Here is a 20,467-nt window from a genome sequence, read left to right on the forward strand (position 1 = left end):
AGCAGGGCTTACTAATGGAGCAGCTCAAGCGCATGGCGATCTTCGCCACCGTGGTCGATCGCGGCTCCATGGTCGCGGCTGCCGAGGTGCTCGGCATGACCGCCTCGGCGGTCAGCCAGCAGATACGCAAGCTGGAGGACAGCACCCAGGTCAGCCTGCTGCACCGCACCACGCGCAAGCTGACCCTGACCGAGGCCGGTGCCACTTTCTACCAGAGCTGTGCTCAGGTATTGGCGCTGGCCCAGCAGGCCGAGCAGCGCCTGGCCGAACTGCGCGATGCGCCGGTGGGTGAGTTGCGCATCGCCGCGCCGGTGGGGTTTTCCGGGCGGCCGATCAGCGCGGCGCTGGCGCCGCTGTTGCAGGCGCACAGTGGCCTGAGCCTGACCCTGTTGTTCCATGACGAGCAGATCGATTTGATCGAGCAGCGCATCGACCTGGCCATTCGTGTCGGCACCCTGCAGGACTCCAGCCTGGTGGCGCGGCATATCGGCGATTCGCGCATGCTGCTGTGCGCAGCGCCGAGCTACCTGGCGCGCAAACCGTCGATAAGCCGCCCGGAGGATCTGGTCGGCCAGGATTGGCTGGCGCTGAACCGCGACCTGCAGAACAGCATGCTGACCCTGCAAGGGCCCGGCGACGAGGTGCAGAAACTGCGCATCGAGAGCCGGGTGAGTTGCAACAACATCCTCGCCGTGCGCCATTTCACCTTGGCCGGCATGGGTATCTCGTTGCAGCCGGAGCAGGAAATTCGCGGGGAGCTGGCCGCCGGTAGCCTGCGCGTGCTGCTGCCGGACTGGCAGTTGCCGCCGTTCGGCATCTATCTGGTCACCCCGCGCCGCGAGGCCCAGCCGGCCAAGGTGCGCTATGCCATCGAGGCGCTGCGTCAGCATTTATTGGTCGCCTGATGGACACATGGCGATCCGTGGGCTGGGCGCTGCCCGAGGATTGCCGTATAACGGGCGGTATACGCGAATAGGGCAACACAGGACCCACGATTAAAGCTAATGAAGACGCCAAAACGTATTGAACCCCTGGTCGAGGCTGGTCTGGTCGACGAGGTGATGCGCCCGCTGATGAGTGGCAAGGAAGCCGAAGTGTACGTGGTGCGCTGCGGTGATGAGCTGCGCTGCGCCAAGGTCTACAAGGAGGCCAACAAGCGCAGTTTCCGTCAGGCAGCGGTCTACCAGGAAGGCCGCAAGGTGCGCAGCAGCCGCGATACGCGGGCCATGACCAAGGGCACCAAGTACGGCCGCAAGGGCCAGGAAGACTCCTGGCAGAACGCCGAAGTGGCCGCCTTGTTCCATCTGGCCGGCGCCGGGGTGCGGGTGCCCAAGCCCTACGACTTCCTCGAGGGCGTGTTGCTGATGGAGCTGGTCCTAGACGATGAGGGCAATGTTGCGCCGCGCCTCAACGATGTCGACCTGCACCCGGAAGATGCCCGCGAATTCCATGCCTTCATGATCGGTGAAGTGGTCAAGATGCTCTGCGCCGGCCTGGTGCATGGCGACTTGTCCGAGTTCAACGTGCTGCTGGGCCCTGAAGGCCCGGTGATCATCGACCTGCCGCAAGCGGTCGATGCCGCTGCCAACAGCCATGCTTTCAGCATGCTCGAACGCGATGTCGGCAATATGGCCGCCTATTTCGGCCAGTTCGCCCCGGAACTCAAGTTCAGCAAGTACGCCAAGGAAATGTGGGCGCTGTACGAGGCCGGCGAGCTGACCCCGGACAGTCAGCTGACCGGCGAGTTCGACGATCCTGAAGAGGCCGCCGATATCGATGCGGTGATGCGCGAGATCAAGGCCACCCTGGCCGAAGAAGCGCGTCGCCAGGCCCTGCTGAATGCCGAAGACGCGCCCCTCGGCGAAGAACCGCCGCCGCCCTGGGCGCAATAGTCGAGGGGTGCGGCGGCTAGCCGTTGCAACCCGGATCCGATCCGGGGAAAGCAATCAAGGACACCACCTCTCGCGGATTTGCTCCGGGTTGGGTCTACAGCCGCGCCACCTGGAAGGTATCGCAACGGCCGACTTGACCCTGTTCGAAGCCGAGCTTGAACCAGCGCATGCGCTGCGCCGAGGTGCCGTGGGTGAAGGAGTCCGGCACCACCTGGCCGCGCGTCTGTTTCTGCAGACGGTCGTCGCCGATGGCATTGGCGGCGTTCAGCGCCTCTTCCATGTCGCCCGGTTCCAGCCAGTCGAGGCGGCGCTGGGCGTGATGGGCCCAGATCCCGGCCAGGCAATCGGCCTGCAATTCCTGACGCACCAGCAGGCCGTTATCGCCCTCCATGCGTTCGCCGCGCTGGCGTGCGGCCTGCACCTTGGCCGAGACGCCGAGCAGGGTCTGCACGTGATGGCCCACCTCATGGGCAATCACATAGGCCTGGGCGAAGTCGCCGGCGGCGGCAAAGCGTTGTTCCAGTTCGCGGAAGAACGCCAGGTCCAGGTAGACCCGCTGATCGCCGGGGCAGTAGAAGGGGCCGACCGCCGAGTCGGCGAAGCCACAGGCCGAGTCGACGCCGTCGCGGAACAGCACCAGGGTCGGGTCGCGGTATTGACGGTCGGCGCTCTGGAAGATCTCGCGCCAGGTGTCCTCGGTGTCGCCGAGGATGGCGCGGACGAACTCCGCCTGTTCATCGTTGGCCGCCGGTGGCGCACTCTGCCGCGGGTCGAGCGAACTGGTCTGGGTGGCCTGGCCGGCCAGCTGGCCGAGAATCTGCAGCGGATCCTGGCCCATCAGCAAACCGATGATCACCACGGCGGCGACCCCGCCGAGGCTCAGGCCCTTGGCCCCGCCAAAGCGCCTCCCTCCACCGCTACCGCGCGCATCCACCACGTTGTCGCTGCGTCTTGCCCGTTTCCAGCGCATGCCCGGCTCCCTTCGCCATTTACTGGCCTTCAGTGTCGTCGCACTGTCCTGCCGCCGCCAGCCCGGCTATCAGGTCAGTTCCCGCGGGTCCACCCGTAACTCGGCGCGTGCCAGCAGTTGCACGCTGCCGCCCACGCTGACCCGGTCGTCGCTGCCGAGGCAGACATCCAGCCTGCTGGGACGGCCGAGGAAGCGTCCCTGGTTGAGGCTGAAGGGCGCGGCGCGGCGATGCAGGCCGTGTTCCACCAGGAAGGCTGCCACCGGGCCGGCGGCGCTGCCGGTGGCGATGTCTTCGATGACGCCGAAAGGATCCCAGGTGCGTCCTTCGTGGTTATCCACGTCCAGCAGGAATACGAAGGCGGCGCCATGGGTCGCCAGCTCGGCGTCCAGCGTGCGCTGCTGCCTGGCCTGGGCCAGGCCTTGGGCGGTGACCGGCAGGATCAGGTAGGGCAGGCCGGTGCTGACCACGCTGGCCGGGTAGCGGCGATCCAGCTGTGCGCCGCTCAAGCCAAAGGCCTCGGCGATCACCTGGGCTTGCACAGGGGCGAGCTGCGCCGCGAATTCGGCCACTCCCTGGTCCATCTGCGCGTAGAAGCCCCGCTCCTGGCGGCGGGTAAGCAGGTGCACGCTCTTGGCGGCCAGCTGCAGGGTCCATTCGGCGTCCGTGGCCGGGTCCTGCAGGTGGTGCAGCAAGGCGGCCGCGCCGAGGATCGGATGGCCGGCGAAGGGCAGTTCCTCCTCCAGGGTGAAGATTCGCGCGCCCTGGACCTGCGGGTCGCTGCCGGGCAGCAGGAAGATCGACTCGAACTGGCGCAACTCGCGGGTCAGCGCCTGCATGGCGGCCGGCGTCAGCTGGCGCGCATCGGGAAATACCGCTACGCCGTTACCGGCCAGCGGCCGCTCGGCGAATACATCGAGTTGCCAGTAAACCAACGGTGACATGGGTGCTCCTTACGATCAGTTGCCCGGGTAGTCGCCGAGTACCCGCTCCTTGCCCTGCTGATCGAGGCCGATGACCTGGTAGGCCTGCTGGCGATCGCCCATCTCCATGCCCGGCGAGCCGGCCGGCATGCCCGGTACGGCGGCGCCGAGCAGGTCCGGCTGCTGGCGCAGCTTGAGGATGTCGGCCGCGGGCACGTGGCCCTCGACGAACTTGCCGTCGATCACCGCGGTATGGCAGGAGGCCAGGCGCGGCGGCACGCCGAGGCGCTGCTTGACCGCGCTCATGTCGCTTTCGACATGGTCGTTGACGCTGAAACCGTTGTCCTGCAGATGGCTGATCCAGGCCTTGCAGCAGCCGCAATTGGCGTCGCGGTGCACGTCGATGCTGATCGGTTCGGCGGCCTGGGCGAGGCCGGCGAACAGACCGGCGATAAGGATTAACGGACGCATGCTGGCACTCCACTGTGGATCGTTGGCCGAGCATAGCGCTGTCCCGGCAGGGAGCCAAATCAGTGGCTGTATCCGGATACGTGGCAGGCAGCCTATGCTGCGTGGACGATTATCGGGACAAGGGAGCTGGCGATGTTGTTTGCACGGGTGATTCTAGTCATTCAGCTGGTGGCGCTGGCCGGTTTGGGCCTGGCCTACTTCGTTCGGCCCCACGAGATGGCCAACCTCAGTGGCATGCTGCTGATGGCGCCTGCCGCGGCGACCGATGTGCGCGCCTATTACGGCGGCCTGCAGATCGGCCTGGCGGCATTCCTGGCCTTGGCCCTCAGCCGCCTCGAGCTGACCCGCGCCGCCCTGATCCTGCTGGTGCTGCTGTACAGCTCGCTGGCGCTGGCGCGCATCGGTGGCCTGTGGCTGGACGGCGGCGCCCAGCAGACCTTCAACCTGCTGGCCTTGCTGATCGAGGTGGTTTCCGCCGGGTTGGCCTTCTGGGCCCTGCGCGGGTTGAATCGGCAGTAGTTTTGCTGCGCCGGGCTGCCGGGGGTTGAGTACTGATCCGGGGCCGCCGGCGATACAAGGCAGCTGCCTGTTGAGGTGGAGCCTGGTTGGTTGGCGTACCGACCTGCATGCGGCCGCTGAGGCAGGTCGTGTTAAGTTTCGCCGTACCCATTGACCTGTCGTATCGGCACATCCAAGCGCCCGGTACGGCATCAGGAGCGTCAGGCTGATCCGATGAATGTCGACACCCGCATCAAGTTCCGCCACCTGGTCTGCTTTCTCGAGATCGCCCGCCAGCGCAGTTTTGCCAAGGCCGCCGATGCGCTGGCGGTGAGTCAGCCGGCGATTTCCAAGACGCTCAAGGAACTGGAAGAGATTCTCGCGGCCTCGCTGTTCGAGCGCGGCAAGGGCCCGGTCAGCCTGACCGCGGCCGGGGTGGCCTTCATGCGTTACGCCGGGCCCTGTGTGCAGGCGCTGCGCGATGGGGTCAACAGCCTGCGCGCGGGCGAGCATGACGCCGGGCAGGTCCGGGTGGGGGTGCTGTCGACGGTCGAAAGCCTGCTGATTCCCGAGGTGGTGCGGCGCCTGCATCAGCGCCACGGGGCCCTGGTGGTGAGCATTGCCACGGGACCGAGTGCCTATCTGCTGGCGCAATTGCGGGTCGGCGACCTCGACCTGGTGGTCGGGCGCATGACCGACAGTCCGGATATCCAGGGGCTGACCTTCGAGCACCTGTACAGCGAGTCGATGACCCTGGTGGTGCGCCCCGGGCATCCGCTGTCAAGCGCCGGTGCCGCGGCACTGGGACGCCTGGGCGATTACCCGCTGGTGTTGCCGCTGGCCGGCACCACCATTCGCAAGCATGCCGACAGCCTGTTCGTGCAATGCGGCGTCAGCCCCGCGCGGCAGCGCTTGGAAACCCTGTCGCTGGCCCTGAGCCGGCGCTATGTGCTGTCCAGCGAGGCGGTCTGGGTCGCGCCGCAGGACGCCGTGCGTCTGGATGTACGGCATGGCGAACTGGCCGAGCTGGCCTTGGGTATCGAGGAACCGGGCGGCTCCGTGGGCATCTGCAGCAATAGCGCCTTGCCCCTGCCGCTGCCGGCGCTGGACTTCTGCGAGGTGTTGCGCGAGGTGGCGGGGGAGTACCGCGCGGGGCTTTTCACATAACCAAATGGTTATGTAGTGCGGCGGTCTTTTCAATTTTCGCGCGCTGTCGTTTGTTCGAGACTGCGGTCACTGCCTGTTCGACAGGCCGACGCCATTCTCTCAACAAGCAGGAGCGCGCCATGCCCGCCGAGGACAACTGCCGTTTCGTCATCCGTGATCGCAACTGGCACCCGAAAGCCTTCACTCCCGACTACAAGACCTCGATTGCCCGTTCGCCGCGCCAGGCGCTGGTGAGCATCCCGCAGTCGATCTCGGAAACCAGCGGGCCGGATTTTTCCCACCTGCAGATGGGCCGGCACGACAATGACCTGCTGCTCAACTTCAACAACGGCGGGTTGCCGGTGGGCGAGCGCATCCTGGTCAGCGGCCGGGTCATGGACCAGCACGGCAAGCCGATCCCGCATACCCTGGTGGAGATGTGGCAGGCCAATGCCGGTGGCCGCTATCGGCACAAGAATGACCGCTACCTGGCGCCGCTCGACCCCAATTTCGGCGGTGTCGGCCGCGCGCTGACCGACAGCGAAGGCCGCTACAGCTTCCGCACCGTCAAGCCCGGCCCCTATCCATGGCGCAACGGCCCGAACGACTGGCGTCCGGCGCATATCCACTTTTCCATCAGCGGCCCGTCGATCGCCACCCGGCTGATCACCCAGCTGTATTTCGAAGGCGACCCGCTGATCCCGCTGTGCCCGATTGTCAAGTCGATCGCCAACCCGGATGCGGTACAGAGCCTGATCGCCAAGCTCGACATGAGCGCGGCCAATCCCATGGATTGCCTGGCCTACCGCTTCGACATCGTCCTGCGCGGTCAGCGCAAAACCCACTTCGAAAATTGCTGAGGAGGCACGCGCATGCCTATCGAACTGCTGGCGGAAACCCCTTCGCAGACTGCCGGCCCCTACGTGCACATCGGCCTGGCCCTGGCGGCTGCCGGTAATCCGAGCCGCGACCAGGAAATCTGGAACCAGATGGCCAAGGCCGATGCGCCGGGCGAGCACATCACCCTGATCGGCCAGGTCTACGACGGCAATGGCCACCTGGTGCGCGACTCCTTCCTCGAGTTGTGGCAGGCCGATCACCTGGGCCATTACCAGCCGGACTTCGACCTGGAAAAGCCCTTCAACGGCTTCGCCCGCACCGCCACCACCTTCGATGCCGGCAGCGAGTGGACGGTGCAGACGATCAAACCGGGTGTGGTGCTCAATGCCGCCGGGGTCGCCATGGCGCCGCACGTCAACATCAGCCTGTTTGCCCGGGGGATCAATATCCACCTGCAGACCCGTCTGTATTTCGACGACGAGGCTGAGGCCAACGCCCAGGATCCGGTGCTCAACCTGATCGAGCAGCCGCAGCGCCGCGAAACCCTGATCGCCAAACGTTGCGAGCTGGACGGTAAAACCGCCTATCGTTTCGATATCCGCATTCAGGGCGAAGGCGAGACGGTGTTCTTCGATTTCTAGCAGACTGATGAAAACGTAGGCGAGGCAGGCATCTGTGAGGATAAAGCGCTCTTGAGCAACCAACTGTTCGACCGTTACTTCATCAGCGCCGCCATGGGGGCGGTGTTTTCCGACACCGGGCGGGTCCAGGGCATGCTCGATTTCGAGGCGGCCCTGGCCCGCGCCGAAGCCCGTGTCGGCCTGATTCCGCACGGCGCGGTGGCCCCGATCGAGGCGGCCTGCCGTGCCGAGCGCTATGACTTTGCCGAACTGGCCGAGGCCATTGCCCTGGCCGGCAATTCGGCGATTCCGCTGGTCAAGGCGCTGGGCCGGCAGATCGCGGCGGCTGACCCGCAGGCCGAACGCTATGTCCATCTCGGCGCCACCAGCCAGGATGCGATGGACACTGGCCTGGTGCTGCAACTGCGCCAGGCCTGCGCGCTGCTCGACGCCGATCTGGCGCAGTTGGCCGAGGCTCTGGCGCTGCAGGCCGAGCGTCATGTCGACAGCGTGCTGCCCGGGCGCACCTGGCTGCAACACGCCACCCCGGTGACCCTGGGCATGAAGCTGGCCGGCAGCCTGGGCGCCATCACCCGCCACCGCCAGCGTCTGGCCGAACTCAAGCCGCGTCTGCTGGTGCTGCAGTTCGGCGGCGCGGCCGGCACCCTGGCGGCGTTGGGCGAGCAGGCCTGGCCGGTCTCCGAGGCGCTGGCCGAGGAGCTGCAGCTGGCCCTGCCGGACCAGCCCTGGCACACCCAGCGCGATCGCCTGGTGGAGTTCGCCGCGTTGCTCGGCCTGATCGCCGGCAGCCTGGGCAAGCTGGGGCGCGATCTGAGCCTGCTGATGCAAACCGATGTGGCGGAAGTCTTCGAACCGTCGGCGGCGGGCAAGGGCGGCTCCTCGACCATGCCGCACAAGCGCAACCCGATCGGTGCGGCGGTGCTGATTGCCGCCGCCACCCGCGCCCCGGGGCTGGTCGCGACCCTGTTCGCCGCCATGCCCCAGGAGCACGAGCGCAGCCTGGGCCTGTGGCATGCCGAATGGCAGACCCTGCCCGAGCTGTGCGGCCTGGTTTCCGGGGCGCTGCAGCAGGCGCTGCTCGCCGTGCCCGGCCTGGAGGTGGACAGCGCGCGGATGCGCAGCAACCTCGAGTTGACCCGCGGCCTGCTGCTGGCCGAGGCGGTGAGCATCGCCCTGGCCCAGCGCATCGGCCGCGATAAGGCCCATCACCTGATCGAACAGTGCTGCCGCCAGGCCATCGCCGAGCAGCGCCATCTGCGCGAGGTGCTGGGCGAGCATGCCGAGGTCGGCGCCCAGCTGAGCGCCGCCGAACTGGATCGCCTGCTCGACCCCGCCCATTACCTGGGTCAGGCGCAACGCTGGGTGGCACGCGCCCTGGCCGAGCATCGAGCCCTGAATAGTTAAAGGCCACAGTTATTTCACTAGGAGTGGATAGTTGTCAGCCGTGATTACCCTGGTGCGCACAGCGCACCCTACCCGGGCCGCGATTCGCCCGTAGGGTGCGCCGCGCGCACCACCTCTTACCCGGAGCTGGAAATGGACGAGAAACAACGTTACCAAGCCGGCATGCAGGTCCGCCGCGCAGTATTGGGCGATGCCCATGTCGACCGCAGCCTGCAGCACATCACGCCGTTCAACGAAGAGTTCCAGGACATGATCACCCGCCACGCCTGGGGTGATATCTGGACCCGCCCCGGGCTGCCGCGGCATACCCGCAGCCTGATCACCATCGCCATGCTGATCGGCATGAACCGTGAGGGCGAGTTGCGCCTGCACCTGCGCGCGGCGAAGAACAACGGCGTGACCCGCGACGAGATCAAGGAGGTGCTGATGCAGAGCGCCATCTACTGCGGCATCCCGGCGGCCAACGCCAGCTTCCACCTGGCCGAAGAGGTGTGGGACGAGCTGGGCGTGGAATCGCTGCAGGACTGATCGCCACCCTTCCCCTCGAACCGCCGGCAACCTTTGCGCTGTTTCGGCGGTTTTTTCGTTTTGGCTGGTTGCTTTGTCGCTGCGCTCCTCATGCGACCTGACAATAAGGTTATGTTTATTAATGTAATTCTCTGTCTGTTCACGCGTTCTTCCCTCTATCCCTTGGATTTCTAGCTGTTAAATCATGGTTGTGGCGGTATTTCTTGTTTTTCACAGGATGAAATTCGCGAATATAGTTAATTGACATAACTATATTCGCAGGGTAATTTTGTCTCCAGGCGCTAACAGCCAAGACAAGAGGTGAGAGATGAGCAGCTACGAAAACCGTTGGAAAACCGTCAAGGTCGAGATCGAAGAGGGCATCGGTTGGGTCATCCTCAATCGCCCGGAAAAACGCAACGCCATGAGCCCGACCCTGAACCGCGAAATGGTCGAGGTGCTGGAGACCCTGGAGCAGGATGCAAACGTCGGTGTGCTGGTGCTGACCGGCGCCGGCGAAGCCTGGACCGCGGGCATGGACCTGAAGGAGTACTTCCGCGAGATCGACGCCGGCCCGGAAATCCTCCAGGAGAAGATCCGTCGCGAGGCCTCGCAATGGCAGTGGAAGCTGCTGCGCATGTACACCAAGCCGACCATCGCCATGGTCAATGGCTGGTGCTTCGGCGGTGGCTTCAGCCCGCTGGTGGCCTGCGACCTGGCGATCTGCGCCGACGAGGCGACCTTCGGTCTGTCGGAAATCAACTGGGGCATTCCACCGGGCAACCTGGTGAGCAAGGCCATGGCCGATACCGTCGGCCACCGCCAGTCGCTGTACTACATCATGACCGGCAAGACCTTCGACGGGCAGAAAGCCGCGCAGATGGGCCTGGTCAACGAGAGCGTGCCGCTGGCGCAACTGCGTGAAACCACCATCGAGCTGGCGCGCAACCTGCTGGAGAAAAACCCGGTGGTGATGCGTGCGGCGAAGATCGGCTTCAAGCGCTGCCGCGAACTGACCTGGGAGCAGAACGAGGATTACCTGTACGCCAAGCTCGACCAGTCGCGCCTGCTCGATACCGAAGGCGGCCGTGAACAGGGCATGAAGCAGTTCCTCGATGAGAAGAGCATTAAGCCGGGTCTGCAGGCCTACAAGCGCTAGCGTGCTGTCTCAAAAATATTGTTTCGATGACTCCGGCTCGTAGGGTGCGCTGCGCGCACCAGACACCCGGTTGCCAGTGGTGCGCGCAGCGCACCCTACACCGGCCAGCTGTAGTCGCTTGAGCAATGGATTATTGCGAGGCAGCACACTAGAGCCTGCCCGCCAGAACAAGCACAACAAGAGGAATTCCCCATGTTCGAGGTGCCTTTGCTGATTGGCGGTCAGTCGCGACCGGCTGCCGATGGCCGCGTGTTCGAGCGCTGCAACCCGGTCACCGGCGCAGTGGTGTCGCGGGTCGCCGCCGCCACCCTGGAAGATGCCGATGCCGCCGTGGCCGCGGCGCAGGCGGCGTTTCCGGCCTGGGCCGCGCTGGCGCCCAACGAGCGGCGCGCGCGTCTGCTCAGGGCCGCCGAGCTGCTCGCAGAGCGGGCGCCGGAGTTCCTCGCGCTGGCCGGCGAGACCGGGGCGATGGCCAACTGGTACGGCTTCAACGTACACCTGGCCGCCGGCATGCTGCGCGAGGCGGCGGCGATGACCACGCAGATTCAGGGCGAGGTGATCCCGTCCGATATGCCCGGCAGCTTCGCCATGGCCCTGCGTCAGCCCTGCGGCGTGGTGCTCGGTATCGCGCCGTGGAACGCGCCGGTGATTCTCGGTACCCGGGCGCTGGCCATGCCGCTGGCCTGCGGTAATACCCTGGTGCTCAAGGCATCCGAACTGAGCCCGGCGGTGCACCGGCTGATCGGCCAGGTATTGCAGGACGCCGGCCTCGGCGACGGCGTGGTCAACGTGATCACTAACGCGCCAGAAGATGCGCCGGCCATCGTCGCCCGGCTGATCGCCAATCCGGCGGTGCGCCGGGTGAATTTCACCGGCTCCACCCATGTCGGGCGGATCATCGGCGAGCTGTCGGCGCGGCACCTGAAGCCGGCACTGCTGGAGCTGGGCGGCAAGGCGCCGTTGCTGGTACTGGAGGATGCTGACCTGGATGCGGCAGTGGAGGCCGCGGCCTTCGGTGCCTACTTCAACCAGGGGCAGATCTGCATGTCCACCGAACGGCTGGTGGTGGATGCCCAGGTGGCCGATGCCTTTGTCGGCAAGCTGGCGAGCAAGGTCGCCAGCCTGCGTGCCGGCGATCCGCAGGATGGCGCCTCGGTGCTCGGCTCGCTGATCGACGCCTCGGCCGGACAGCGGATCAAGGCGCTGGTCGACGATGCCCTGGCCAAGGGCGCGCGCCTGGTCACCGGCGGCCAGCTGGACGGCAGCATCATGCAGGCGACCCTGCTCGACGGCGTCACCCGGGATATGCGCCTGTACCACGAGGAATCCTTCGGCCCGGTGGCGGTGGTGCTGCGCGGGGCGGGCGACGAAGAGTTGCTGCGCCTGGCCAACGACTCCGAGTTTGGTCTGTCGGCGGCGATCTTCAGTCGCGACGTGTCGCGCGCCCTGTTGCTGGCACAGCGGGTCGAGTCGGGCGTCTGTCATATCAACGGCCCGACCGTGCACGACGAGGCGCAGATGCCCTTCGGCGGGGTCAAAGCCAGTGGCTACGGCAGCTTCGGCAGCAAGGCCTCGATCGATTTCTTCACCCAGTTGCGCTGGGTGACCATTCAGAACGGGCCGCGTCACTACCCGATCTGAAAAGCTGCCAAGGGTCTGCTGCGCGTCGGCCAGAGGGCGTAGATTCATAGCAGGCTCTGAGAGTTGGCGCAAAACAGCACTATAAGAACAATCGGCCCAGGCCCGGCCGCGCACCCATGGGGTGGCGCGCTCGGACGCCCAGGGCGCGCTTTGCGGAGGAGTTTCACAGGTGAACAACCCATCTAGCGGTCGCGTCGAGCCGGTCTACCGGCCGGTATCGATCGGCATGCCGGCGGTGCAACTGCGCCAGGCCGGGCAGGCGCTGTATATGCAGGCGTTGGAGCCGCTGCAGGCGTATCCGCAGCGCCTGCTCGAGCGTCTGCTGCGCTGGGCCGAGGAGCGTCCCGAGCAGACCTTTATCGCCCGCCGCGGCGCCGATGGCGAGTGGCAACGGATCAGCTATGCCGAGATGCTCCGGCGCGTGCGCAGCATCGCCCAGGGTCTGCTGGATTTCGATCTGTCGGTCGAGCGTCCGCTGCTGATTCTCTCCGGTAACGACCTGGAACACCTGCAACTGGCCTGCGCCGCCCTGTATCTCGGCGTGCCCTATTGCCCGGTGTCGCCGGCCTATTCGCTGGTGGCCCAGGACTACACCAAGCTGCAGCACATCTGCATGCTGTTGCAGCCGGGGTTGGTGTTCGCCGCCGATGGCCAGGCCTTCGCCCGCGCCATCGAAGCGGTGGTGCCGGCCGCCACGCCCTTGCTGCTGACCGCGGGCGAAGTGGCGGGGCGCGAGTGCCGCTCGTTCGCCAGCCTGCTCGGCGTCGAGGCCTGCGATGAGGCGGATGCGGCCTTCGCCGCGACCGGCCCCGATAGCATCGCCAAGTTCCTCTTCACCAGCGGCTCGACCAAGCTGCCCAAGGCGGTGATCACCACCCAGCGCATGCTCTGCGCCAATCAGCAGATGCTCCTGCAGACCTTCCCGGTGTTCGGCGAGGCGCCGCCGGTGCTGGTCGACTGGCTGCCGTGGAACCACACCTTCGGCGGCAGCCATAACGTCGGCATCGTGCTGTACAACGGCGGCACCCTGTATATCGACGACGGCAAGCCGACCCCGCAGCATTTCGCCGAGACCCTGGACAACCTGCGCGAGATTTCGCCAACCGCCTACCTCACCGTGCCCAAGGGCTGGGAAGAGCTGGTCGCCGCCCTGGAGGTGGATGCCGAGCTGCGCGAGACCTTCTTCGTCCGGATCAAGCTGTTGTTCTTCGCCGGCGCCGGGCTGTCGCAGGCAGTCTGGGATCGCCTCGATGCGGTGGCCGAGGCGCATTGCGGCGAACGCATCCGCATGATGGCGGGGATCGGCATGACCGAGACCTCGCCGTCCTGCACCTTCACCACCGGGCCGCTGGCCATGGCCGGCTACGTCGGCCTGCCGGCACCGGGTTGCGAGGTCAAGCTGATGCCGGTGGACGGCAAGCTGGAAGGGCGTTTCAGTGGCCCCCATGTGATGCCCGGCTACTGGCGCTCGCCCGAGCAGAGCGCCGCGGCCTTCGACGAGGAAGGCTTCTACTGCTCCGGCGATGCGCTGAAGCTGGCCGACCCCGAGCACCCGGAATGGGGCCTGATGTTCGACGGCCGCATCGCCGAGGACTTCAAGCTCAATACCGGGGTGTTCGTCAGCGTCGGCCCGCTGCGCATGCGGGTGATCATGGCCGGCGCGCCCTATATCCAGGACGTGGTGGTGACCGCGCCGAACCGCGAGTGCATCGGTCTGTTGGTGTTCCCGCAGCTGGCGGCCTGTCGCGAACTGGCTGGTTTGCCGGACGGTGCCACGGCCGAACAGGTGTTGGCCTCGGCCAAGGTGCGGACCTGGCTGGGCGAGCTGCTCGAACGCCTCAACCGGCAGGCCACCGGCAGCGCCTCGCGCCTGGCTTGGGCCTGCCTGATGAGCGAGCCGCCATCGCTGGACAAGGGCGAGGTCACCGACAAGGGCTCGCTCAACCAGCGGGTGATCCTCAGCTGTCGCGCCGAGCGAATCGAGGCCCTCTACCAGGGCGCAGATCCGCAGCGGGTAACGGCGGAGCGCTGAGCATGAGTGCGGGCCTCTATTCGGCGTTCGACGATGTGCTGATGCTTGAGGCCGTGCGCACCCCCTGGTGCGATTACGGCGGGGCCCTGGGTTTGGTTTCGCCGACCGACCTGGGGATCAAGGTCGGCCGCGAAGTGCTGAGTCGCGCCGCCATCGACCCGGCGGCGGTGGATTCGGTATTGGCCGGTTGCGTGGCCCAGGCGAGTTTCGACGCCTACCTGCTGCCGCGCCATATCGGCCTGTACAGCGGCGTGGCGCAGACGGTGCCGGCCCTGGGCGTGCAACGTATCTGCGGCACAGGTTTCGAACTGCTGCGCCAGGCCGGCGAGCAGCTCGCCGCCGGGGGAGCCGAGCTGGCCCTGTGCGTCGCCAGCGAGTCGATGTCGCGCAACCCGATTGCAGCCTACACCCACCGCGGCGGTTTCCGCCTCGGTGCCGGGGTCGAGTTCAAGGATTTCCTCTGGGAGGCGCTGTTCGACCCGGCCGCCGGTATCGACATGATCGGCACCGCGGAGAATCTGGCACGGCGTTATGGCATCGCTCGCGAAGAGGCCGATGCCTATGCCTTGCGCAGTTTCGAGTTGGCCCTGGCGGCGCAGGGCGCGGGTGTGTTTGCCGGCGAGATCGTCAGTGTGCACAGCGAATCCTTCGCGCTGGACGGCTATCAGACCCGTGGCATCGCCTTGCCGCGGGGAGTCGAATCGCTCGCGCAGGACAGCCATCCGCGGCCGACCAGCCTGACGGCGTTATCGCGCCTGCGTGCGATCCATGCCGGCGGCGTACAGACCGCCGGTAACAGTTGCGCGGTGGTCGATGGCGCGGCGGCGGCCCTGGTCGCCTCCGCCAGCGCGGCAGCGGGGCGCAGGCCACTGGCGCGATTGCTGGCGACTGCTGTGGTGGGGGTGGCACCTGAGTTGATGGGTATCGGCCCGGCTCCGGCGATCCGCCTGTTGCTGGCGCGCAGCGGCCTGCGTCTGGACGATATCGCCCGCTTCGAAATCAACGAAGCCCAGGCCGCCCAGGTGCTGGCGGTGCAGCGTGAGCTGCAGCTCGACCCGCAGCGCCTCAACCCGCAAGGCGGCTCCATTGCCCTCGGCCATCCGCTGGCCGCCACCGGCTTGCGTCTGGCCTTGAGCCTGGCCCGGCAACTGCGCGCCGCCAACCAGCGCTACGGCATCGCCGCCGCCTGCATCGGCGGCGGTCAGGGTATGGCGGTGTTGATCGAAAATCCAGAGTTCGAAAGGCGTTAACAACCCTGTAGCCCGGATGAAATCCGGGAAGCGTTGTTGGCCGCGCAATCTTTCCCCGGATTGCATCCGGGCTACAAGAGAGGGGTAGGGTGGATGACGCCTTTTTCATCCACCATTGCGGCTATTGCCGGTGCCGCGATTGGTGGATGGAAAGAGCGCCATCCACCCTACGGCCATGCACTTAGTCCGTGGCGGTACTGTCCTGCCGATAGACCTTGTGCAGCAACTGCAGCAGCTGCTGGCGTTCGCCGTCGTCGAGCGCGGCGGTGGACTCGCGGTCGCTGGAGGCGGCGATTTCCTTGAGTTGCTTGAGCAGGGTTTCCCCGGCCTTGCTGAGGAAGATGCCGTAGGAGCGCTTGTCCGGCTTGCAGCGCACGCGCACGGCGAGGCCGAGTTTTTCCAGTTTGTTCAGCAGGGTCACCACCTGCGGCGGCTCGATGGCGAGGATGCTCGCCAGGTCGGTCTGCATCAGGCCGGGGCTGGCCTCGATGATCAGCAGGGCGGAGAACTGGGCGGGACGCAGGTCGAAGGGGTTGAGTTGCTCGACCAGATTCTGCGCGACCTTCAACTGGGCGCGGCGCAGGGCGTAGCCGATCAGCTGGCTGAGCAGGGTGTCGCTCGGCTCGGTGATCGGGCCGTTCGCTTCTGTGACGGAGGAATTCTTCTTGGCCATTGGCTGGGACCGGGGCTCGCTGTGGGTTGCCGAAATGGGCTACTGATTAATAAACCTAATCAGTTTCGCACCAATAGCCAGGTTTTGGCCAGTTGCTTAAACCGCCGGCGGCGTTTATGGGTAAGCAGTGTGCTGAGTCGGCGCTACCCAGGTTTATCCGTAGAGGCGCTTATCTATTGGTTGTAGACCTCTAGTCAGAAATTAAAAATTAAGGAAACTTATTGGTTTCCTTTGTCGTGTTTTTTGCCATACTCCATCCAGCGAGTCGGTAGAGGTGCCGGCTTGTCCAGCACTTAGTGCTGGCTAATAACAATTCAACCAGCAGGAAACTACGCCATGAGCATTCTCGGTCACCAGGCTGCGGCGGTCAGCGCCGAACAACTCGCTACGGCCCTCGCCGCCATGAAACAGGCCCATCTGGTCGAGGGGCCGGCCAGTCTGGAGCTGCGCCGCGACCGCCTCGACCGGGCGATCGCCCTGTTGCTGGAGAACCGTGAAGAGCTAGTCGCGGCGGTGTCCGCAGACTTCGGCAACCGCAGCCGCGAACAGACCCTGCTGTCCGATATCGCCGGCTCGGTGGCCAGCCTCAAGCATTGCCGCGAGCACCTGGCCGAGTGGCTGCAGGTCGAGTCCCATCCGGCGCCGTTCCCCGGCTGCGAAGCGCGGGTCGACTACCAGCCGCTGGGCGTGGTCGGGGTGATCAGTCCGTGGAATTTTCCCATCGTGCTGGCCTTCGGTCCGCTGGCGAGCATCCTCGCCGCCGGCAACCGCGCCATGCTCAAGCCCTCCGAGCTGACCCCGCGCACCTCGGCGTTGCTCGCCGAGCTGATCGCCCGTTACTTCGACGTCAACGAGCTGAGCACCGTACTGGGCAGCGCCGAGGTCGGTGCGCTGTTCAGTGCGCAGCCCTTCGATCACCTGATCTTTACCGGCGGCACCGCGGTCGGGCGGCACATCATGCGCGCCGCCGCGGACAACCTGGTGCCGGTGACCCTGGAGCTGGGCGGCAAGTCGCCAGTGCTGGTCTCGCGTAGCGCCGACCTCGCCACCGTGGTGCAGCGGGTGATGACGGTGAAGACCTTCAACGCCGGGCAGATCTGCCTGGCCCCGGACTATCTGCTGCTGCCGGAAGAGTCGCTGAGTGACTTCGTCGCCGAGGCCGTGCGCTTTGTCGGTGCGATGTACCCAACCCTGCGCAGCAACCCCGACTACACCTCGATCATCAACCCGCGTCACTTCGACCGCCTGCTCAGCTACCTCGCCGATGCCCAGGCCAAGGGCGCACGCCTGGTCGAGATCAATCCGGCGCAGGAAGACCTGAGCGACCGCGAGACTCGCAAGATCGCCCCGACCCTGGTGCTCGACACCAGAGATGCAATGCAGGTACTGCGCGAGGAGATCTTCGGCCCGCTGCTGCCGATCAAGACCTACCGCGACTTTGCCGAGGCGATCGACTACGTCAACGCCCAGCCGCGGCCCCTGGCGGCCTATTACTTCGGCGAGGATGCCGACGAGCGCCAGCAAGTGCTGGAACGCACCACCTCGGGCGCAGTGGTGATCAACGACGTCATGAGCCATGTATTGTTCGAGCAGTTGCCGTTCGGCGGCGTCGGCCACTCGGGCATGGGCGCCTATCATGGTGTCTATGGTTTCCGCACCTTCAGCCATGCCAAGGCGGTGGTGGTGCAGAGCCCGATTGGTGAATCCAACCTGGCGATGCGCGCGCCTTACGGCGAGATGATTCATGGTCTGCTGGATCAACTGCTGACCGCTAATTGAGTCGTTAAGGAGCCAAATCATGAAGCTATTACAAAGCCTCAAGGCCAAGTTATTGCGCGCCTTGGCCAAGCGCATGAAAGGGAAATTTATCTACGACGCGGCGCAGTATCCGTTGCGCGCGGTCGCCGAGGAATTCATCCCGACCGCCTGGGGGCCGGCGCGGGCGCTACTCTATTGGCCCATCACAGAGTCCGCGCAGCCCTTGCCGGTGTATCTGAATCTGCATGGCGGCGGCTTCGTCGCCGGGGTGCCGGAACATGACGACAGTTACTGCCGCCGCCTGGCGCATAACCTCGGTTGCCTGGTGGTCAATCTGGATTATGTGCTGGCGCCGGAGTGTCCGTTCCCCGCCGGCTTACGGCAGAGCTTTGCGGTGCTCGAGTGGCTGGTGGAACGGGCCGAGACGCTGGGCATCGATCCGCAGCGAATCGCCGTCGGCGGACACAGCGCTGGCGGCAACCTGGCCACCGGCGTGGCCAAGCTGGCGCGCGGGCATCAGCGGCTACGGGTGGTGCATCAGCTGATCGACTATGCGGTACTTGACCTGGCCCAGGACCCCGCGTTGAAAGTTTCGAGCCTCGACAAACCCTTGCTCGGCGCCGGTCTGGTGCGCTTCTTCAATCGTTGTTACCTGAGCGATCCGGCCCAGGCCAATGATCCGCTGGCCTCGCCGTTGCTGGCGACGGTCGACGAATTGCGCGGCATGCCGGCTACCACCCTGATCACCGCCGAGTACGACATCCTGCGCGCTGAAGGCGAGGCCTACGCCGAGAAGCTGCGCCAGGCCGGGGTGGCGGTGAACGAGCGAATGTTCGCCGGCTGCGACCATATGTTTACCCACCTGGGACCGGACGACTCGGCGGAGCAGGCCTGGCAGTTGATCGAGGATGGGTTGCGTGGGGCGTTTCGGGTTGGGGCGGGGGAGGAGGTCGGTGTGAGTGGTGCCAGCGCGCTGGCCTAACGTCCAAATGCGGAAATGACCCCACACTTGTAGGAGCCAGCTTGCTGGCGATCCGACGATCCAGACGACCGAAAATTGTTGGCGCTTGTTTGTTGATCGCCAGCAAGCTGGCTCCTACCTGACGGTGCTTGCGCGGCGACACAGGCGTTTACCGGCATGCCGCGGTAAGCTAGGCGGCACTCCAGGGCGCTCGCCGCCAGGATCCCAAGTCATGCCGATCAGCAGAATCCCTTATGTCTGAAACCACTCCTCAGCCCCCCAGGCGCGGTCGCCCGCCCGTACGCAGTCGCGACGAGCAGATGAGCCTGCTGCTGGACGCCGCGGCGGCCGAGCTCGGCAGCGGCAATTTCGCCAACGTCACCATGGATGCCATCGCGCGTTCGGCCGGCATCTCGAAAAAGACCCTCTATCAACTGGTCGCCAGCAAGGAAGAGCTGATCTCGCAGCTGGTAGCTCGCGACCTGTCCACCCTCGAACTGCTGCTGGAAAGCGGCATCGACTGCGCCGAGGGTCTGCTCAGCGAGCTGCGCATGTACCTGTACCTGTGGGCGCGCCTGACCCTCTCGCCGTTGGCCTTGGGCATCTACCTGATGGCCGCCCAGGGTCGCGAGAGCGCGCCGAGCATCGCGCGGATCTGGTATCAGGAGGGCGCCGAGCGCTGCCTCAACCTGCTCCGCGGCTGGTTGGGCAAGGCTGCGGGCAAGGGCCTGCTGGCCCGCGCGGATGTCGAGCCGGCGGTCGAGCTGATCGATGCGCTGCTGATCTCGCAGCCGCTCAAGCTGTTCACCCTGGGGGTGCAGCAGAGCTGGTCCGACGAGCAGATCGGCGAGCGGGTCGAGGTGGCCCTGGGCATGTTCGGCAGGTGTTTCATGTCTCGCGGTGCCCTGTCTTGACCGCACCTTGGCTGCGCTATGATGGTGGCCATTGGAGACTGGCTGGGGGATGCCATGAGTAAGCCGGGTCAGCGCGTCCTGATCGCGCTGCGCAAGATGATCGCCTCCGGGGAACTGGCGGCGGGCGAGCGCATTGCCGAGATTCCCACCGCCGAATTGCTCGAGGTGTCGCGCACGCCGGTGCGCATCGCCTTTCGCACTCTGGAGCAGGAGGGCCTGCTGGTCAAATGCGCCGGCCGTGGTTACACGGTGCGCGCGGTCAGCCCGGCCGATATCGCCGGGGCGGTGGAGGTGCGTGGGGTGCTCGAGGGCCTGGCTGCACGCCAGGCGGCGGAACGCGGCATCGCTGCCGAGGTACGCCAGGCCTTGCAGCAATGCCTGGCACAGGGCGACCGGCTGTTCGCCAAAGGCTATGTGCTGGAAGAGGACCTGGAGAGCTACCATGACCTCAATATGCGCTTCCATCAGCTGATCATCGAAGCCAGCGGCAACCCGGCCATCGCCGAGGCCCTGGCGCGCAACGACCACCTGCCGTTCGCCTCGGTCAGCTCGCTGGCGGTCGACCTGCACGACATGGTCCGCGAATACCGCCGCTTCAATTTCGCCCACATGCAGCACCATGCGGTGTTCGACGCCCTGGTCAACGGCCAGGGCGCGCGGGCCGAGGCGATCATGCGCGAGCACGCCAATGCGACCCTGCGCTATGCGGAGATTTTCGGTCCGACCCAGGTCGCCAGCGAAGGGCTCAAGGTGATTCAGAAGGGGGCGGCAGAGGAGCGGTTGTAGGAG

Annotated in this window: 20 protein-coding genes; 16 read left to right on the forward strand and 4 right to left on the reverse strand. The window is 65.8% G+C overall.

Translation table 11 applies throughout. From position 1 onward, the window contains the following. The first annotated feature begins 14 nt into the window (after positions 1-14). Complete coding sequence (locus G9C89_RS01580) at positions 15-905, forward strand: LysR family transcriptional regulator (RefSeq protein ID WP_172143670.1); 891 nt, start codon at positions 15-17, stop codon at positions 903-905. Positions 906-1,004: 99 nt separating this feature from the next. Then, complete coding sequence (locus G9C89_RS01585; RefSeq protein WP_172143672.1) at positions 1,005-1,892, forward strand: PA4780 family RIO1-like protein kinase; 888 nt, start codon at positions 1,005-1,007, stop codon at positions 1,890-1,892. Positions 1,893-1,986: 94 nt separating this feature from the next. Here G9C89_RS01585 and ypfJ read toward each other — a convergent pair whose 3' ends face one another. The 3 genes from ypfJ to G9C89_RS01600 all read right to left on the reverse strand — a co-directional run bounded on the left by ypfJ (position 1,987) and on the right by G9C89_RS01600 (position 4,254). Further along, on the reverse strand, positions 1,987-2,862 hold the full coding sequence (gene ypfJ / locus G9C89_RS01590) for a KPN_02809 family neutral zinc metallopeptidase (RefSeq protein WP_172143674.1): 876 nt from the start codon (positions 2,860-2,862) through the stop codon (positions 1,987-1,989). A gap of 69 nt (positions 2,863-2,931) precedes the next feature. Further along, complete coding sequence (locus G9C89_RS01595; RefSeq protein ID WP_172143676.1) at positions 2,932-3,804, reverse strand: PhzF family phenazine biosynthesis protein; 873 nt, start codon at positions 3,802-3,804, stop codon at positions 2,932-2,934. Between the two features lie 15 nt (positions 3,805-3,819). Further along, positions 3,820-4,254: a DUF411 domain-containing protein gene (locus tag G9C89_RS01600; RefSeq protein ID WP_172143678.1), complete on the reverse strand. Its 435-nt coding sequence runs from the start codon at positions 4,252-4,254 to the stop codon at positions 3,820-3,822. 132 nt (positions 4,255-4,386) lie between these two features. Between G9C89_RS01600 and G9C89_RS01605 the strand changes: the two genes are divergently transcribed. The 10 genes from G9C89_RS01605 (at position 4,387) to G9C89_RS01650 (ending at position 15,372) form a co-directional block, all read left to right on the forward strand. Beyond that, positions 4,387-4,773, forward strand: coding sequence for a DUF4345 domain-containing protein (locus G9C89_RS01605; RefSeq protein ID WP_172143680.1), 387 nt, complete (start codon positions 4,387-4,389; stop codon positions 4,771-4,773). A gap of 213 nt (positions 4,774-4,986) precedes the next feature. After that, the gene (gene pcaQ / locus G9C89_RS01610) at positions 4,987-5,919 is read left to right on the forward strand and encodes a pca operon transcription factor PcaQ (RefSeq protein WP_172143682.1); all 933 of its coding nucleotides are present in this window, start codon (positions 4,987-4,989) and stop codon (positions 5,917-5,919) included. A 119-nt stretch (positions 5,920-6,038) separates the two neighbouring features. After that, entirely contained in the window at positions 6,039-6,758 is a 720-nt protein-coding gene (gene pcaH / locus G9C89_RS01615; protein WP_172143684.1) for a protocatechuate 3,4-dioxygenase subunit beta, read from the forward strand. Between the two features lie 12 nt (positions 6,759-6,770). Further along, positions 6,771-7,379, forward strand: coding sequence for a protocatechuate 3,4-dioxygenase subunit alpha (gene pcaG, locus G9C89_RS01620; RefSeq protein ID WP_172143686.1), 609 nt, complete (start codon positions 6,771-6,773; stop codon positions 7,377-7,379). Positions 7,380-7,430: 51 nt separating this feature from the next. After that, complete coding sequence (locus G9C89_RS01625; RefSeq protein ID WP_172143688.1) at positions 7,431-8,783, forward strand: 3-carboxy-cis,cis-muconate cycloisomerase; 1,353 nt, start codon at positions 7,431-7,433, stop codon at positions 8,781-8,783. 132 nt (positions 8,784-8,915) lie between these two features. Next, positions 8,916-9,311: a 4-carboxymuconolactone decarboxylase gene (pcaC, locus tag G9C89_RS01630; RefSeq protein ID WP_172143690.1), complete on the forward strand. Its 396-nt coding sequence runs from the start codon at positions 8,916-8,918 to the stop codon at positions 9,309-9,311. A gap of 307 nt (positions 9,312-9,618) precedes the next feature. Further along, the gene (locus tag G9C89_RS01635; RefSeq protein ID WP_172143692.1) at positions 9,619-10,449 is read left to right on the forward strand and encodes a p-hydroxycinnamoyl CoA hydratase/lyase; all 831 of its coding nucleotides are present in this window, start codon (positions 9,619-9,621) and stop codon (positions 10,447-10,449) included. A 192-nt stretch (positions 10,450-10,641) separates the two neighbouring features. Then, positions 10,642-12,090 (forward strand): aldehyde dehydrogenase, encoded by a 1,449-nt coding sequence (locus tag G9C89_RS01640; RefSeq protein ID WP_172143694.1) that lies wholly within the window; start codon positions 10,642-10,644, stop codon positions 12,088-12,090. Positions 12,091-12,316: 226 nt separating this feature from the next. Continuing rightward, positions 12,317-14,122, forward strand: a complete 1,806-nt coding sequence (locus G9C89_RS01645; protein WP_172144817.1) for a feruloyl-CoA synthase — start codon at positions 12,317-12,319, stop codon at positions 14,120-14,122. A gap of 2 nt (positions 14,123-14,124) precedes the next feature. Beyond that, positions 14,125-15,372: a thiolase family protein gene (locus G9C89_RS01650; RefSeq protein ID WP_172143696.1), complete on the forward strand. Its 1,248-nt coding sequence runs from the start codon at positions 14,125-14,127 to the stop codon at positions 15,370-15,372. 181 nt (positions 15,373-15,553) lie between these two features. Here the strand turns inward: G9C89_RS01650 and G9C89_RS01655 are convergent, their stop codons facing one another. Then, complete coding sequence (locus tag G9C89_RS01655) at positions 15,554-16,045, reverse strand: MarR family winged helix-turn-helix transcriptional regulator (RefSeq protein ID WP_172143699.1); 492 nt, start codon at positions 16,043-16,045, stop codon at positions 15,554-15,556. 336 nt (positions 16,046-16,381) lie between these two features. Between G9C89_RS01655 and G9C89_RS01660 the strand changes: the two genes are divergently transcribed. The 4 genes from G9C89_RS01660 to G9C89_RS01675 all read left to right on the forward strand — a co-directional run bounded on the left by G9C89_RS01660 (position 16,382) and on the right by G9C89_RS01675 (position 20,464). Beyond that, positions 16,382-17,824, forward strand: a complete 1,443-nt coding sequence (locus tag G9C89_RS01660) for a coniferyl aldehyde dehydrogenase (protein ID WP_172143701.1) — start codon at positions 16,382-16,384, stop codon at positions 17,822-17,824. Positions 17,825-17,843: 19 nt separating this feature from the next. After that, complete coding sequence (locus G9C89_RS01665) at positions 17,844-18,785, forward strand: alpha/beta hydrolase (RefSeq protein WP_172143703.1); 942 nt, start codon at positions 17,844-17,846, stop codon at positions 18,783-18,785. 233 nt (positions 18,786-19,018) lie between these two features. Further along, positions 19,019-19,678 (forward strand): TetR/AcrR family transcriptional regulator, encoded by a 660-nt coding sequence (locus G9C89_RS01670; RefSeq protein WP_172143705.1) that lies wholly within the window; start codon positions 19,019-19,021, stop codon positions 19,676-19,678. Between the two features lie 54 nt (positions 19,679-19,732). Then, positions 19,733-20,464, forward strand: coding sequence for a GntR family transcriptional regulator (locus G9C89_RS01675; RefSeq protein ID WP_172143707.1), 732 nt, complete (start codon positions 19,733-19,735; stop codon positions 20,462-20,464). The last annotated feature ends 3 nt before the right edge of the window (positions 20,465-20,467 follow it).

Origin of the sequence: Pseudomonas tumuqii (assembly GCF_013184545.1) — a bacterium.
Lineage (GTDB): Bacteria > Pseudomonadota > Gammaproteobacteria > Pseudomonadales > Pseudomonadaceae > Aquipseudomonas > Aquipseudomonas tumuqii.

Excerpts from the sequence above, each read along its gene's own strand:
- pcaH (WP_172143684.1), top strand. The coding sequence starts at position 6,039 with ATGCCCGCCGAGGACAACTGCCGTTTCGTCATCCGTGATCGCAACTGG.
- G9C89_RS01660 (WP_172143701.1), top strand. The coding sequence starts at position 16,382 with ATGAGCATTCTCGGTCACCAGGCTGCGGCGGTCAGCGCCGAACAACTC.
- pcaQ (WP_172143682.1), top strand. The coding sequence starts at position 4,987 with ATGAATGTCGACACCCGCATCAAGTTCCGCCACCTGGTCTGCTTTCTC.
- pcaC (WP_172143690.1), top strand. The coding sequence starts at position 8,916 with ATGGACGAGAAACAACGTTACCAAGCCGGCATGCAGGTCCGCCGCGCA.
- G9C89_RS01600 (WP_172143678.1), bottom strand. The coding sequence starts at position 4,254 with ATGCGTCCGTTAATCCTTATCGCCGGTCTGTTCGCCGGCCTCGCCCAG.
- G9C89_RS01670 (WP_172143705.1), top strand. The coding sequence starts at position 19,019 with ATGTCTGAAACCACTCCTCAGCCCCCCAGGCGCGGTCGCCCGCCCGTA.
- G9C89_RS01580 (WP_172143670.1), top strand. The coding sequence starts at position 15 with ATGGAGCAGCTCAAGCGCATGGCGATCTTCGCCACCGTGGTCGATCGC.
- pcaG (WP_172143686.1), top strand. The coding sequence starts at position 6,771 with ATGCCTATCGAACTGCTGGCGGAAACCCCTTCGCAGACTGCCGGCCCC.
- G9C89_RS01640 (WP_172143694.1), top strand. The coding sequence starts at position 10,642 with ATGTTCGAGGTGCCTTTGCTGATTGGCGGTCAGTCGCGACCGGCTGCC.
- G9C89_RS01665 (WP_172143703.1), top strand. The coding sequence starts at position 17,844 with ATGAAGCTATTACAAAGCCTCAAGGCCAAGTTATTGCGCGCCTTGGCC.
- G9C89_RS01675 (WP_172143707.1), top strand. The coding sequence starts at position 19,733 with ATGAGTAAGCCGGGTCAGCGCGTCCTGATCGCGCTGCGCAAGATGATC.
- G9C89_RS01655 (WP_172143699.1), bottom strand. The coding sequence starts at position 16,045 with ATGGCCAAGAAGAATTCCTCCGTCACAGAAGCGAACGGCCCGATCACC.
- G9C89_RS01650 (WP_172143696.1), top strand. The coding sequence starts at position 14,125 with ATGAGTGCGGGCCTCTATTCGGCGTTCGACGATGTGCTGATGCTTGAG.
- G9C89_RS01645 (WP_172144817.1), top strand. The coding sequence starts at position 12,317 with ATGCCGGCGGTGCAACTGCGCCAGGCCGGGCAGGCGCTGTATATGCAG.
- G9C89_RS01595 (WP_172143676.1), bottom strand. The coding sequence starts at position 3,804 with ATGTCACCGTTGGTTTACTGGCAACTCGATGTATTCGCCGAGCGGCCG.
- G9C89_RS01635 (WP_172143692.1), top strand. The coding sequence starts at position 9,619 with ATGAGCAGCTACGAAAACCGTTGGAAAACCGTCAAGGTCGAGATCGAA.
- ypfJ (WP_172143674.1), bottom strand. The coding sequence starts at position 2,862 with ATGCGCTGGAAACGGGCAAGACGCAGCGACAACGTGGTGGATGCGCGC.
- G9C89_RS01585 (WP_172143672.1), top strand. The coding sequence starts at position 1,005 with ATGAAGACGCCAAAACGTATTGAACCCCTGGTCGAGGCTGGTCTGGTC.
- G9C89_RS01605 (WP_172143680.1), top strand. The coding sequence starts at position 4,387 with ATGTTGTTTGCACGGGTGATTCTAGTCATTCAGCTGGTGGCGCTGGCC.